Source organism: Vibrio sp. 99K-1 (assembly GCF_013114585.1).
In the GTDB taxonomy this organism is placed as follows: Bacteria; Pseudomonadota; Gammaproteobacteria; order Enterobacterales; family Vibrionaceae; genus Vibrio; species Vibrio chagasii_B.
This window is the reverse complement of sequence record NZ_VTXF01000001.1, coordinates 137588-152630: the sequence shown is the minus strand read 5'-3', so window position 1 is coordinate 152630 and position 15043 is coordinate 137588. Positions and strand designations below refer to the sequence as shown.

Here is a 15043-nt window from a genome sequence, read left to right as displayed (position 1 = left end):
TCTTCAAAATAGGAATCAATTTGATGAGGGAATGAGTCAACTTGACAACTTGTCATTGAAAGGAGTGTGAGAATTAGACTCCAAGCGATTAAACATGTTGTTCAAACTGCGAGAAACTGGAGAAATAATGGCTGTTGATTATAAACAAAGTTGGATGACTGAAAGCACTAACAATGAACTGTTTAAATGCCGGGGTGAAATTAAACAGCTCAAAGATCAATGTCGGCTGCAGTGCAGTTACAGCGGAACAATTACTGCTGTGCTATTGCTGCAATATAAGCTTGGGTGAGATTAAAGTATTTCTTTTGCGATCAAATGCAACAAAAACGTCTCGCGCTCAATGCTCATACCCTTTTTAGGACTTTCGGCCATCGTCTTTTCATTATGAGCAATCGCTTCATGGATGTTCATCCACACAGGCTTCATTCCGTTTTTAACTTCGTAATCTTCGTAAGCCGTCTCACCAAGTTCACGATCGATCTTGCAGGAATAGCAGTAAGAAATCATATGCATGATATCTGCATCATCTTTGTACCAAGGGCGAAACTCTTCAAAAATTCCAAACGGCTTAATGCCATGAATGTTCTTTGCACCCGTCTCTTCTTCAAGCTCTCGGACCATGCCCGCAATCACATCTTCGCCTTCATCTAAACCACCACCAGGGATGGTGTAGTCGTGGTAACGCTCGGTATAAAGCATCAGAATATCTTCACCATCTAAGACAATCGCTCTGGCGGCATTACGCTTATAAACTGTTTTGTTATCTAGGTGATCGATATCTGGGTGAATGGTGGTTTTTAGGTGTCTCATGGCTCTAACTGCTCAACTGAATTTGGCGGCATCATATCATAATCATTCATAGATTCGAGGTTCATAGCGGTTCACATCAACACGCCTTCTAACTTTGTACCTCATAGCCGATAAAGCAAGAAAACATCACATAGCCTCTGAAAAGCCTTCACTCAACAATTCATGCCCTTCTATCGCCCGGCTAGCTTAGCTTGATCTAGCCCTCAAAAAGCAGCTAAACATGGCGAAATATCAACCTATTTCAATATCTTGACCAAATTAGAACAACCTTTTCTGAAATCTAAAATATACTCATTTGATAGAGCTTCTAATTGGGTTCTGTAGAACTTAACGTATTCAACTATAGAGTTATCACGTAGGAGATAAACATGAAGAAAATTGGTTTGATGGCTGTATTTGCCGTTGTATTAGGTGGTTGTGCAAACGACTATGCAGAGTATAGCGAAGGCCAACGTGTTTCAGTCGCTAATCCAGCGGCCGTTTATTGTGTTCAACAGGATGGCGAATTAGACACGGTCACAGAAAACAATCAACGCACCACTTATTGTGTTTTTGATGACGGTGAACGTATTGAGCAATGGGAATATTACCGAAATAATCATGAGCAAGACTCAGAAGCTAAAAGTGAATAGCGCTCCACTCTGATACCCACCAATCCCTTCCCCTCTTTAATTCAACCAATTACGTAAACTGGCTGCCAATTGGCAGCGGTTTACCGTATATACACACCAATTGTACACTGTTTTATTAATGACATTTCTCTGACATTGTCAAATTCCAAACAGATAGAATGCCGGCCTGTTACAAATATTTACAGGTTGAATTGAAATGAAAAACCAATCTAAAACGGAAGAGCAAACTCACATGTCTTTTGAACTCCCTGAGTTCAGCCTTTCTCAATCGACCTCTCAAGTGATCTACAAGCGTTGCCAAACCGCTTTAGTCGTTCTCGCTATTGGTATTATTGCTAACTTAGCGCTAAGAATTGATTTTGTATTGTTGAACGGAAATGTTGGTGAGATCTCAGTGACAGAGATGTTGCAACAGCTGCTACTTATCGTAACTTCAGGTTCTTTTGCTTACCTAGCGAGAAAGAGATGTGAAGTAAAACACGCTGCGGCTCTCATTAGCGCCTTCTTCGCTGTACTGTTCATTCGTGAAATGGATTTTTGGTTCGATAAGATCGCACACGGTGCATGGGTTGTTCCTGCTGCGCTAGTTGCTGGTAGCGCTATTTTTTATGCTGTAAAAAACGGCAAGCGCACTATCGATCAACTTGCCCTTATTTTGGCTTCTCCGCACATGAACCTGTTAGTGACAGGCGTAATGTTACTGTTAGTATTCTCCCGCCTATTCGGTATGGGTAGCTTTTGGCACAATGTGATGGGCGATGATTACGTTCGCGCCGTTAAAAACATTGCAGAAGAAGGCACAGAACTACTCGCCTACTGCTTAATTGCGTTTGCTAGCCTAAAAACAGTTCTTGCCATCACCAGAAAAAAATAACGATTTATCGCCACCAGCGATGCGTATGATCCGATTCAGGGTCTAACAATCGATTCAGAAAAGTTAGGTTGGTATCTAGTAACGCTAGGTACTCCCTGACTTTTTTTATATCCGTACCTATTGGAGTACCTCGAATACAGCCTTCCAATACCGGAAGCAGACTTTCCACAATACTAAACTTAGGTGAACTTCCGACTAAGCCTTTTGCTTTCGCCAAGGCTTCCAAGGAAAGCCTTTCTGGCTCCGACCTCACCATCTTCAAATCTCGCTTAAACGCTCCGGCACATACTCCTTCGAGATACACTCGGTACGTTGTAAGCACATCCATCAATAAAAACAGCTGACCTTGAGTCGTTTGGTGAGGATATGGGACTGCAACATGAGCCTCCAACTTGCGATCTATCTGCAGTTCTACGCCAAGCGCCGAACACTTTTCAATGAGAACTTTGAGCAAACCTTGCTCGTCCATTAGCGTTTGAATCTCAAAGATTCGTTGCAAGTGATAGTCATTCGACACAAACGTTATCTTTACACCTTGCCCACGAGTAAACAGACCACTCTCTATCATCTCAGCAGCTAAATTTTGGATGTTTTCTACAGTATTGGTTGAATGCTGCTCTAATAAAATCGCTCCCAGAGTAAACGGGACTTCGCGGAGGCTTTCCAACTCTCGAAAGTATCGGTGCATCGCATCGGCTTCCGAAACACTCTGCCCTTTGGTTACCCCACCACAAAAAGCGACCGCTGTAGACGAGCGACGCTCTGCGTTCAAGGACTCCGCCAGATACTTCACCAAAGCATCAACTCGACTGATTCCTTCCTCAGTCAATTCATTCTCATTAAGCCGTTTACCCAGCACAATAAGGAGGTTATTAATGCTCATTTTATGTTCAAGTCTCGTTTTGGGGATTAGATGGAGTGAATTATGTATACAATACTTGTGAACAAAAGTATTTTGAAATTCTTATAAGTTGCTCGCAATAATGCTCACTATTGCAAAGCAACACCATAAGGTACTCGACAATCAAAGTGCAGCTTAAAAGCACAATAGCACGATCATAGGGTCCACAGGGCTACGCTGGTTAGCGTTAGTTTTAGTTTTAAACAGAGAACGCTTTCACACATATAAGTGAAACGAACAAAATACAAATTTTACACAGAGTTCGTCCATCGAACCGTCTTCACAGGAAGTTACTATGCTGTCTATTTTTGATATCTATAAAATTGGGGTTGGGCCTTCTAGCTCCCATACAAATGGACCAATGATCGCAGGGTTTAATTTTACCCAAAAGATTGAATCTGTACTTGACCAAGTTACCCGTATTCAAATCGACTTATACGGCTCACTATCATTAACAGGTATCGGCCACCACACTGACCGAGCAACCCTGTTAGGTCTACTTGGCAACCGCCCTGATACCATCAAAATAACCAGTGCTAATCTAGCAATGCGCAAAGCGATTGAAGACAAGTCTCTTATGGTGAGTGGTCACCATGAGATTCACTTCGATGTAGAGAGCGACTTGCTCTTTCACAAAACCAATCTGCCGCTTCATGAAAACGGTATGACAATCTCTGCGTTTGATGCGAGCGGTAAACTTTTGGATATGGAAACCTACTACTCGATAGGTGGTGGTTTCATCGCAACTGCAGATGAGCTGCAAAACGGCAAACAAGAGTCTGAAACCCAAGTTGAATTCCCTTTCTCATCTGCTGACCAACTCCTTGAGCTCGCTGATAAGAATGGAATGAGCCTTGGCGGATTAATCCTACGCAACGAAGTATCCTTCCAAGATATGGAAGCCATTGACCAAAAAGCAGATCAAATCTGGAAGGTGATGTCACTGTGTATGCAGCGTGGTTTTGATACTGAAGGTATCCTAGATGGTGGCCTTGAAGTCACACGTCGAGCACCCGCTCTTTTGAAAAAACTTGAAGCGAATGCCTCGATTGAGAACGATCCAATGGAGATCATGGATTGGATTAACCTATTTGCCTTTGCCGTAAGTGAAGAAAATGCAGCTGGTGGCCAAGTGGTCACATCGCCAACCAACGGTGCGGCTGGCGTTATTCCTGCAGTATTAATGTACTACCATCGTTTCATCAAAGAACTGGATACCAAACAGCTCAAAGACTTTTTAGCGGTATCTGGCGCCATCGGTATTCTATACAAAACCAATGCGTCTATTTCAGGTGCAGAGGTAGGCTGCCAAGGTGAAGTTGGCGTATCTTCTTCAATGGCAGCGGCTGGCTTAACGGCCCTTCGTGGTGGCAGTAACGAGCAAATCTGTATCGCAGCTGAGATCGCGATGGAGCACTCACTGGGTATGACCTGTGACCCAATTGGCGGACTGGTTCAAGTACCATGCATTGAGCGTAATGCGATGGGCGCAATGAAGGCGATCAACGCATCACGTATGGCACTAAAACGTACGAGTAAATGTCTTATCTCGTTAGACAAAGTTATCGAGACCATGTACCAAACAGGTAAAGACATGAACAAGAAGTACCGAGAAACGTCGTTAGGCGGCTTAGCGGTGATCCACATGGCGCCACCGTGTGAATAGCAGACAAGAACACGAGTTCACAATGCCCTTGTAGAAGGGTCATTCTTGTAAACTTAGTTTTCAATATCAAAACAAAGCCAGCCACCAAGCTGGCTTTTTTATTGGCTCGAACCCAACCGGCAATTGAAAGTGATACTCACTTAAAAGCATTTACCGAATGAATCTCGCTAATTTTTCCTTTAATAGTTCATTACTTAGCCACAAATGAAACCGACTAATTTTCACACAATCATACATCCACTAGCAAAATCTAACATTGCAAATTTCATTCATGAAAAATATGAATGTACTCATAAGAAAAGATATATCGAGCAAAGTCCGGTTTGGGATAGATGTTTCAGTTTATGTATTACTATCAATGGTATTATAATTGGGCAATTACACTACATATTAATACTAATGTGAGAATAAAATAATGTGGAATAGATTAAACAAATCAATGATGTTCTGCCAAATGATGTTTGGACTTTCGTTCTATGGCGTCATGGTGATCTTGACTCGTTTCTTCCTTGAGGACCTGAACTACAACGAAGCCGACACCATGATGGTGGTTGGTGCTTTCTCTGCAATCGGACCGCTGTTTGCTATTGCCGGTGGTTTCATCGCCGACAAATTCTTAGGTGCTTACCGATCTCTAACTATCGCTTTCCTAGGATTCGCGAGTGGTTACGTTTTACTGGTACTCGGCGCAGCAGCAACCAATGTTCCTATGGCATTGTGTGGTATTGCGTTAGCAAGTTATGCACGTGGTTTGATGTCTCCTTCCTACCCAAGTCTCTACAAACGCACGTTCAAAACACAAGAAGATTTTGAAAACTGCTACCCTATCAACTACTCAGTAAACAATATTGGTGCTCTACTAGGTCAATATCTGTTCCCAATGCTAGTGCTTGTTGTTGGCTTCCACGGTGGCTTCCTTCTGTCTGCTGTTCTAGCAGGCGCGGCACTACTGATGATGTTGTTTGTCCGTAAAGGCCTTGTTGAAGCAAGTGCTGAGATCGACCAGCAACCAGTAAGCACTAAAAACTGGGCTGCTTTCCTAGGCTTATCTGCAGCAATGATCGGCTTAGTATTTTTCATGTTCTCTAACATGGATATTGGCCAAAACATCGTTTACGCGATCGGTGCTGCAGCTATTATCTACTTTGTCTCTTTGATGGTGAAATCAAAGAAATCAGACATGCTGAAAATGGGCACGATCTTAATCATCACATTCCTGACTACATGTTTCTTCGTGTACTACGGCCAAATGATGACATCGATGACAATGGTGGCAATCAACACCATGCGTGGTGATCTATTTGGCTTCATTCCTGTTGCACCAGAAGCATCAATGGCAATGAACCCACTATGGTGTATGGTGGCTGGCCCTATCATCGCCGGTATCTTCTCTAGCCTAGAAAAGAAAAACATCAACTTCTCTACAGCAACGAAAGTAGGTTTCTCTTTCATCCTGACGGCTATCGCTTTTGGTATCCTGACGATGGCAGTGACTACCGTTGGTGAAGACGTTCTGATTCGTCCTGAAGTATTCCTAGCGATCCATTTCTTCCTAGCATTCGGTGAAGTAATTGTGGGCTCTATGGTAGTGGCGTTCATCCTGTCTGTGGCACCTAAGCACATCGAGAACTTCTCTGTAAGCTTATTCTCTGTAGCAATCGCACTATCAGGTATCGTTGGCGCGGTATTCTCAACGTCAATTGCACTAGAGAAAGGTCAAGAGATCACACAAGAGATCGTTCAAACAGTTTACGGCGACTACTTCCAAATGCTGACTGTTCTTGCGGTAGTAATGGTAGGTATTGCAATGGGTGCATCTTTCATTATTCGTAAGATGCTAGAAGCAGCAAAAGCCGCTGATGAAACGATTGAACTAGAACAAGCTAACAGCTAACTACTCTCACGTTCAACCGACCTAACCCATCAAGCCCTTCAGTTTTCTGAAGGGCTTTTTTGTCTATATTTTTAATGATTTATAAAAAATCTCACCTTTGGATTTTCATTATGTAAATTATAGTAAATGATAATTATTAGTATTGAGTGTTTTCTGGTTCGAGATTATTATGTGGGCATCAAAATCTAAGAGAGCCTTATATGAGCAAGCCTAGCCCTATCACATTAACCGTTACTCAAACCTCAACCATTACTCCAAACATGCAGCGTATTACGTTTAGCGGTGAGGGATTAAGTAAGTACCCTGCTGAATGTGTAGGCGGCTACATCAAGCTACTATTCTCGCCACTAGGCACCACCGACTTGAGTCAATTAAATGAAGGTGAGCGTCCAACCATGCGCACCTACACCATTCGCCACTACAATCCTGTAGAGAAGTTCATCGAAGTCGATTTCGTTCGCCATATCACTAAAGATCTTCAATGTGGCTTTGCTGCGAGATGGGCAATGAGCGCACAAGTTGGTGATACTATTTCAGTGGCTGGCCCAGGTTTAATTCAGGGGCTGAACCTAGAGTCAGATTGGTTCTTCTTAGTGGCAGATATGACTTCACTCCCTGCGCTCTCCGCAAAAGTAAAAACACTGCCAGAAGACGCAACAGGGCACGCTGTTATCCAGATCAATTCAGCAGCAGACAAGCAAGAGCTAGAAGCCCCTGAAGGCATCAAGATCACTTGGCTAATTGAAGATGAAACATCAGAAACACTATCCCAAACGGTTCGCAGCTTAACGTGGTTAGACGGTCAGGTTTCAGTATGGACAGCGTGTGAATTTGAAAGCATGCGTGAACTCAGACAGTACTTCAGAAACGAAAAAGAAGTCGCAAAAGAGAACATCTACATCAGTAGCTACTGGAAACGTGGCGTCAGTGAAGATGGGCATAAGGTAATCAAGCAACAAGATGCTCAAGCTCTCGCAAACTAGGTCAATCACCACGTAGCCTGCCTCAAGACCAAATAAGAAAACGCCCTTAACGATCAATCCATCGTTCAGGGCGTTTTACTTTCTAATGCCAGAGAGCATTTTCTATCTCTCAAAGCAAGATAGCCTAGTAGGCGCTTTTTAAATCAGTGAGGTAACTAGACCTATAAGAATCAAAACAACGCCTACACCGCGAGTCATGTGCCACTTTTCCTTTAAAAAGTAGATCCCCATCACGACACCGAAGATGATACTGACTTGCCTAAGTGCCACAACCAGGCTGACGTTCTCTGTCATGGTCATCGCAAATAACACTAAGCCATAGGTCGATGCCATCATAATGCCTGCAACCGTGGCTTTCTTACGTAGTATCCACGCGTTGTTAAACTCGACTCTTTGATTGGTCACCAATAACCAAATACTCAGCGGAATCACGATCGCCCAAAATTGAATGCCTAGGTAGAAAATCGCCGTATGTTTATTAGTAATGTTAGACGTGCTTAATGGCTCCAATAACAAAAGCGCTTCTTTATCAATAATGGAGTAACCCGTAGTACCAATAGCCGCGATGAGAGCCCACAACACGCCAAGGTTCAGGTAAGCTTTCAGCCTCAGCTCAGAGAACTGTTTCAATGGAACAAACAAACAACCTAATGTAATCAGTGCAAATCCAACCCATTGATTAACGGAAAGATCATAGCCAATTAATACGGTTCCCAAACCAACCATCAACACAGGCAATGCTCGAGCCATTGGATAAATAACACCAATATCAGCTTGTTTATAGGCAGCACCTAAACCAATTAGATAAATAATTTGGCAGATCCCACTCAGCAAAACTAATTGCCAAAATGGAAGAGAGATATTTGCAAAGCCAACATTATCGACATACCAGATAAGATAAGGAGTCAATATCGCAGCAGCGGCAAAGCCAGACGCTAAGAAGAAGGATGAGCCAGAGCCTTGGTTTGATTTACCTAGAACATTCCAGCCCGCATGCAGTAGAGCCGAAATAATCACGATGATGATGGCAGAGAATTCCATTTCGTTCCTAAATCATTAGTAAATATAAAATAAAAGCAACAGCTTAATTGAAGTGATAAAAAAGGTCTCTGGATGAGAGACCTTAAATCATTGAAACCGGACGCCCCTACAGAATTATCAGGGACCCGTTAGTTAACTAACACAGTGTCAAAGTGATTAGCGTTCGAGTTGAGCTATCGATTCAATACTGATTGCATCATGACGCCAATACTCAATATCACAGTCAATCAAATCGCCGTTTTGATTGTAGTTAACACGCTCTACCACCATTGCAGGAGAGCCAGAAGTTGCACGCAGTGCTTGCGCGGTTTCACCCAGCAAAGACGTTGTACTCACACGGTAACGAATCTTCTGATACACCACACCAAAGTGCTCACGGTAGATGTCCGTTAGTGATTTAGACAGGTCATAATCGAGCAAGTTAGGAAATAGCTCTGGTCGAATGTAGTTTGTCACATACACAACAGGCCTATCTTCAAGATAACGAACTCTATCTACGCGATAAACATCCGAGAAAGGAGGCAGTTCAAGGAGCTTAGTCGCCTCCTTCGTGGCGAGCATTCCCTTGGCAGAGATCAGCTCAGTTTTCGGCTTACGATTCTGCGCCAGAGCCATATTAGTGAAGTTCAATGTTTGTGTTGGATCGTAACGAAGTGGTGCTGGCGAGATAAACCAACCTCGTCGATCTTCTCGATAAATGCGCCCTTCCGCTTCGAGCGAAGATAACGCTTCACGTAACGTAACTCGTGTTGTATCAAACGACTCAGCAAGCTTACGTTCCGCAGGCAGCTTTTGTCGCGGTGTTAACATCCCAGACTCTATCTGCTCTACGATGACATCTTTGATTTTTACGTACTGCACTTAATTTCCTTCATTCTTATTCTTGTCGTCAGCCACTCCTTGGCCAACTGCAATCTACAATGGTTCGCTAGCGCTTGCGCCAAGCTTGGGTGCGCTTCTCAAATAACTTATTGATTAACATATGAGTCAACTTCGCACTCGCTGCAGATATCATGATCATTACCGCCATGGCTGCTGCTGCACCGGTTTGCCCCGCGTCGTCCATATTCAGTACTGAAACTGACGCAGGTATCGTATCGGTAGAATACAAGAATACTACCGCAGATGTGGTGGTAAGTGCATTAATAAACAGGTATGTCGCAATATCTAAAATCGCAGGCAGGCAAACTGGTACCGTCACCTTAAAGAACAATTTGTATTGCGGTAAGTTTACCGAGGCTGCGGTGGCTTCAATTTCCGCAGGCAGCTGCTTCAATGCAGTTAATGCCGTCATGTGCCCAACCGTGTAATAGTGAACCACGGTATTAATAACCAAGAACGCCATTGTGCCATATAAGAAGTTAAGTGGATTGCTCAGGTCATTGAAGTAGAAGATATAACCCAAACCCAACACCATCCCAGGAACGGCCATTGGCACAACACTGAGCATCTGCATCGCCTGACGAACAGGACCAAATGCTCTGCCCTTCTCAATGCAGTACGCACCTAAGAAAATCAATACGGTACCGATAATGGCAGTCCATGCGCCAAGTGTTAGCGAGTTGAAGAACGGTGTCCAACCATAGGTACTCATTTCTGCGAAGTTGTAGTTGTTCAGTGTCAGCGCTTTGTTCCAAGGCCAGAAGGTGACCATAGAACCGTATATCGCCATCCCCAGCATGATAACGACAGCAGCTGATATCACAGCACAATACAGGAAACATGCTCCATCACGCAGTGGGCTTGGCTCTGGTTGGTAAGCTACAGAGCGGGTATCAAATAAGCTCTTTTGCTTCTTTTGAACCCAGCGGTCCACTGTAAACGCAAGCAATGCAGGCAATAACAACAAGATACTGGTTACAGCCCCCATCGAGAAGTTTTGTTGACCTACTACCTGCTTAAAGATATCCGTTGATAGAACGTTGTAACTACCGCCAATAACCTTTGGTACACCAAAGTCACATACCACCAGCGTAAACACCACGATAAGCGTACTGATCAAGCCATATTTGGCTGCAGGTAAGGTAACCATGAAGAAGGTTTTGAGCGACGACGTATTCAGTGCACGTGCTGCCTCATAAAGACGGGCATCGGACGTTCTGAGTGAAGTGGTTAGAATCATCAAGGCATGTGGAAACGTCCAGAATATCAGGCCTAATGAGATGCCAATTAAGCCATATACCGAGTTGCCACTGAGGAGTTCTTTGGCAATGCCTTGGTTACCAAATAGGAAGATCAGACTAATTGCAGGAAGTAATGAAGGCGCAAGGATCGGCGCAGAGCCTAATACCTGAAATAGCCCCTTAAAAGGCATACATGACCAAGTCAACGCATAAGCGTAACCAAACGCTAAAACACCAACCACTGTCGTTACCAGTATGCCAAGCGTAAAAGTGTTACCCACAGATTGCCAAAGGCTTTGCGAAGCGAAATACGTAGCGAAATTCTGTAAACCTACAAATTCGCCATCAGTATTCTGAACGCTTTTTTTCAGCATCGCCCACAATGGCATCAGAATAAACAGTGTCATGACTACAGACAAAAATGCCAACAGCCCAAATAGAATCACATTGTCCTTGCTTAACCGAGCCAGTAAAGGCTGTACTCGTCGTTGAATTAGAAGCTTAGGTTGCATCATTTGAGTCGATTCCATGATTCTTTACGCCGCCTCGTCTTTCATCACTTGAACACTTTTCGATGGATAAGCTCGCAAGCCTTCTTGATCAAACGCCACATAACGAATATCACTGCGGCGTAACTTCAATCGATTGAACTCTTTGACTGGCACATCAACGATAATCTCTTTAGCGGTAGAGTCATGCTGCAATTGACATTCGACGCGGTAAAAAGCCCCTAGAAACTCACTCGAAACGATTCTGACAGGTAACGACTCATTAAAACGATCAACGAACTGGATTTGCTCAGGACGCACCGCAATATCGAACACATCCCCCTGCTTTGGAGTCAGATTGTCTAATCCAGGAAGTGGTAACATAGACTCAGCAATACGCATCTTGCCTTGAACAGCCACAGAGGCTTGAATGAAGTTCATGCTGCCGACAAACTCAGCAACAAAACGACTCGCTGGCTTTTGATAGATCTCTTGAGGCGCCCCCACCTGTTCAATAACCCCATGGTTCATTACCACGATGCGGTCTGCCATAGTCAAAGCTTCGTCTTGATCGTGTGTCACCATGATCGTGGTGATGCCCAACTTGCGCTGTAATTGGCAAATCTCATCACGCAGGTGTGTTCTTACTTTTGCATCGAGTGCAGACAGCGGCTCATCAAGCAGAAGTAACCCAGGAGACAAGGCCAGTGCGCGAGCTAAAGCCACACGCTGCTGCTGACCGCCAGATAATTGATTCGGATACTTTTGACCAGACGTTGGCAAGCCGATGGTTTCTAGCCAAGACTCCACCGTTTCTAGTGCTTCTTTGGTCGACATGCCTTGGTTTTTCAACCCGATTGCTATGTTTTCTTCCACCGTCAGGTTAGGGAAAAGAGCGTAAGATTGGAACACGATGCCAAAGTCGCGCTTCTCTGGCGGTAAGAAGGTCGTGTCGCTGCCATTTTGCTCAATGGAACCTGAGGTTGGTAAGTCTAGACCTGCAATCGCACGCAATAAGGTTGTTTTTCCACAACCAGATGGGCCAAGGAAACAGACGAACTCGCCTTTTTCAATCGATAGGGAGATGTCTTTTAGCGCTGTAAATTGGCCAAATTGCTTTACAACGTTTTCAATATTCAAATAAGTTTGGTTGCTCATACTACAGCACTCTTTATATGGTATATACCAAATTTAAACTTTGAATATTTCAGTTGAGTGACAAATTTATAGAAGCTAAATGACAGTTATATTGCAGAAATAAAATTCATTCTAACTGAGGGTGACGAGATCAAAACAAGTAATAATATTCAATATCTTACAGAAACCCACTAGTCCTCAAATAGGTATTTGGCGATGAAAGCCAATGTGCTTTTCACCGCCAAATATCAATGCTTGTTTATGGTTATATCTATTGTTTCTTCCAATACTGAAATCAGTAGATCGCACGCCATGGAGCAGATTCCAAGCGAGCGCTTAAACGTTCGTGTGGATTAACCAAGTGAGGGCGATCCGCCACTTCATATTGAGGTAAATAATTAATCGAGTCAGCACCAATTTGACTATGGTTGTGCGAAGGGCCGTGTTGCTCTAACCACTCATTCAAACTAACCACCTTGCCATGCGGATGACTCGGAAGCCCCAAAATCTTGGCAGAGTATTGACCCGACGATTCCATGAGTTCAATACCGACAACATTGGGAATATTGAGCCTTTTTGCCACACATGCAGGAATGAATGACACAATGGCAGAGATGATCACCATCGGCTGCCCTTGTGTTGTTGACGACCAGCTCCTCTTTGCAAGATGAGGAAAGATCTTGCTGAGAACTTTACGATTAATGCACTCTTCTAATAATGCACACACCTCTTGATAAGTTTTATTGGCTAGTGAGCGGGTTGCAAATTCAAGGTAAATATCTTCATTGAGAATACCTTGAACATACAGCGCCATAAGCCGGCGTTCTTCGTTCAAAAAGCTAGGTTCATTTGCCAAGCCTTTCTCAACCAAAAACTCATTCCAAATCATGGCGCTGTTTCCATCCATGAGTGCTTCATCTAAATCAAATACATACAGCGGGGTCGTCATATCAATTCTCACTTCAAATCAAATTTAACTTCCAATTCAGTTGCCACTTGAAGATCGGTTCTCGCTTAACCTGCAAAGCACAATCTACAACAAAGATTCACTCAACCTTGTCGGCTTTACCTGCCGCACCAGCCAGCTTTGCCAACTGCTTATCGAGCCACCATGGCGCTTTTCCTGAGTCTTCTGCGTTCTCTTTTCTGCGTACTGCATTGCGCACCGTCATGGCCCCTACCCAACGGAATGGCTCTGGTGGGAAATGCCCAAGCGGTCCTTTGGTTAATCCGCAGCAGGTCCAAGCGTTGTCAGTGCCGAGTACCATAGATGACAGAATCTTTCCGCCCATACGAGTTTGCGCAACACCATTACCTGAGTAACCGAGCCCATAATAGATGTTGTTTTGGCCTTTTAGATTACCGAAAAATGGCAATCCTGTTACTGAGCGATCTGATCCACCCGACCAGTTGTAATCGAACTCACTTTGTTCCAATTTAGGGAACAATTTTTCGAACGATTGATTTAGAATCGACAGGTAGTTTGTCTTTTGGTTAAACATGCTTTCAACTTGATTGGCAAACGAGAACTTATTGCCACCTTTACCCAACATCAGACGTCCATCTTGGGTGTCTCGGTAATAGTGAACAAAGATACGTGAATCCACCACTGCCGCCCCTTTCTCTGGGCCAAATTGCTGAAGCTTTTCAGGGATAGGCTTAGTGACAACCATGTCTGACGAAACAACCACAATACTGCGTTTAAACTCTTTAAAGTGATCGAGCATCCATGCGTTGAGTGCCAAAATGACCTTGTCGGCAAAAACAGATCCACCTTTGGTTTGGATTCGAGCTGGGGCTCCATAATCAAGCGAAGTCATCTCCGTGTTTTCGTGAATTTCAACCCCTAAATCAATAGCAACTCGACGTAACCCTCTCGCCAGTAATGCTGGCTGCACACTGCCCGCGGCTTCTGAGTAATAACCTTCGATATGACGCTCCGATCCTGCTTTATCAGACAAAGAGCTGTCACACTTCTTCCAGCTATTGATACCCTGTTTAACCAACTCATTCACTACGGGCTCCATTCCACCTTTTTGTGCTTCATTGGTTGCCGTGTAATAAGTCCCGCTACGATACAAATGCGCGTCGATATTATGTTCGTTACAGAAAGCTTCGATCTCGTAAATGACCTTTTCCGATTCTTTTACCAGCCATTTTGCTTGCTCTTTTCCGTAGAGCCTCTTCAACGTGGGATACTTAGTCGACCATGTCAGCATACAGCCACCGTTCGCACCAGAAGCGCCGCTGCCACACAAACCTTTTTCAATCACCACAACATGCTTTTGAGGTTGCTGCTGCTTGATCAAAATCGCCGTCCACAGCCCTGTGTAACCGCCGCCAACAATAGCGATGTCGCAGTTAATGTCTTTTTGCAGTGGCTTCGCAGATTCTAGCCCCGCATCGATGCCGCCAAACTCCTTTTCTAGTGCTTGTTTGAACCAATATGAGTAGTGTTTTGTCATTTGTCGTACCTTACATAAAACCTAAAGGC

13 protein-coding genes are annotated in these 15043 nt (G+C 43.9%); 5 read left to right on the top strand and 8 right to left on the bottom strand.

Going from position 1 to position 15043, the window contains the following annotated elements; all coding sequences use genetic code 11:
* Nucleotides 1–291: 291 nt before the first annotated feature.
* Nucleotides 292–810, bottom strand: coding sequence for an NUDIX hydrolase (locus tag F0228_RS00680; protein WP_171761680.1), 519 nt, complete (start codon nucleotides 808–810; stop codon nucleotides 292–294).
* 368 nt (nucleotides 811–1178) lie between these two features.
* Here F0228_RS00680 and F0228_RS00675 point away from each other — a divergent pair, with 368 nt between their 5' ends.
* Both F0228_RS00675 and F0228_RS00670 read left to right on the top strand, forming a co-directional pair.
* Nucleotides 1179–1442: a DUF333 domain-containing protein gene (locus F0228_RS00675; RefSeq protein ID WP_061031205.1), complete on the top strand. Its 264-nt coding sequence runs from the start codon at nucleotides 1179–1181 to the stop codon at nucleotides 1440–1442.
* 196 nt (nucleotides 1443–1638) lie between these two features.
* Nucleotides 1639–2316, top strand: coding sequence for a hypothetical protein (locus F0228_RS00670; RefSeq protein ID WP_116870858.1), 678 nt, complete (start codon nucleotides 1639–1641; stop codon nucleotides 2314–2316).
* 4 nt (nucleotides 2317–2320) lie between these two features.
* Here F0228_RS00670 and F0228_RS00665 read toward each other — a convergent pair whose 3' ends face one another.
* Complete coding sequence (locus F0228_RS00665) at nucleotides 2321–3199, bottom strand: YdcF family protein (RefSeq protein WP_171761679.1); 879 nt, start codon at nucleotides 3197–3199, stop codon at nucleotides 2321–2323.
* Between the two features lie 313 nt (nucleotides 3200–3512).
* On the opposite strand from F0228_RS00665, the gene F0228_RS00660 reads away from it, so the two are divergent.
* The 3 genes from F0228_RS00660 (at nucleotide 3513) to F0228_RS00650 (ending at nucleotide 7760) form a co-directional block, all read left to right on the top strand.
* Entirely contained in the window at nucleotides 3513–4883 is a 1371-nt protein-coding gene (locus tag F0228_RS00660; RefSeq protein ID WP_019820442.1) for an L-serine ammonia-lyase, read from the top strand.
* Between the two features lie 415 nt (nucleotides 4884–5298).
* The gene (locus F0228_RS00655; RefSeq protein WP_081090286.1) at nucleotides 5299–6777 is read left to right on the top strand and encodes a peptide MFS transporter; all 1479 of its coding nucleotides are present in this window, start codon (nucleotides 5299–5301) and stop codon (nucleotides 6775–6777) included.
* Nucleotides 6778–6977: 200 nt separating this feature from the next.
* On the top strand, nucleotides 6978–7760 hold the full coding sequence (locus F0228_RS00650) for a siderophore-interacting protein (RefSeq protein WP_171761678.1): 783 nt from the start codon (nucleotides 6978–6980) through the stop codon (nucleotides 7758–7760).
* 138 nt (nucleotides 7761–7898) lie between these two features.
* Here the strand turns inward: F0228_RS00650 and F0228_RS00645 are convergent, their stop codons facing one another.
* The 6 genes from F0228_RS00645 to F0228_RS00620 all read right to left on the bottom strand — a co-directional run bounded on the left by F0228_RS00645 (nucleotide 7899) and on the right by F0228_RS00620 (nucleotide 15014).
* Complete coding sequence (locus F0228_RS00645; protein ID WP_061031210.1) at nucleotides 7899–8801, bottom strand: EamA family transporter; 903 nt, start codon at nucleotides 8799–8801, stop codon at nucleotides 7899–7901.
* 156 nt (nucleotides 8802–8957) lie between these two features.
* Complete coding sequence (phnR, locus tag F0228_RS00640; RefSeq protein WP_061031211.1) at nucleotides 8958–9662, bottom strand: phosphonate utilization transcriptional regulator PhnR; 705 nt, start codon at nucleotides 9660–9662, stop codon at nucleotides 8958–8960.
* Nucleotides 9663–9729: 67 nt separating this feature from the next.
* Nucleotides 9730–11439 carry a putative 2-aminoethylphosphonate ABC transporter permease subunit gene (locus tag F0228_RS00635; RefSeq protein ID WP_171761677.1) on the bottom strand — a complete coding sequence of 570 codons (1710 nt, stop codon included), beginning with the start codon at nucleotides 11437–11439 and terminating at the stop codon, nucleotides 9730–9732.
* 21 nt (nucleotides 11440–11460) lie between these two features.
* On the bottom strand, nucleotides 11461–12570 hold the full coding sequence (locus F0228_RS00630) for a putative 2-aminoethylphosphonate ABC transporter ATP-binding protein (RefSeq protein WP_171731359.1): 1110 nt from the start codon (nucleotides 12568–12570) through the stop codon (nucleotides 11461–11463).
* A gap of 274 nt (nucleotides 12571–12844) precedes the next feature.
* On the bottom strand, nucleotides 12845–13498 hold the full coding sequence (locus F0228_RS00625) for an HAD-IB family hydrolase (protein ID WP_171761676.1): 654 nt from the start codon (nucleotides 13496–13498) through the stop codon (nucleotides 12845–12847).
* Nucleotides 13499–13595: 97 nt separating this feature from the next.
* Nucleotides 13596–15014 (bottom strand): FAD-dependent oxidoreductase, encoded by a 1419-nt coding sequence (locus F0228_RS00620; RefSeq protein WP_171761675.1) that lies wholly within the window; start codon nucleotides 15012–15014, stop codon nucleotides 13596–13598.
* Between the last annotated feature and the right edge of the window lie 29 nt (nucleotides 15015–15043).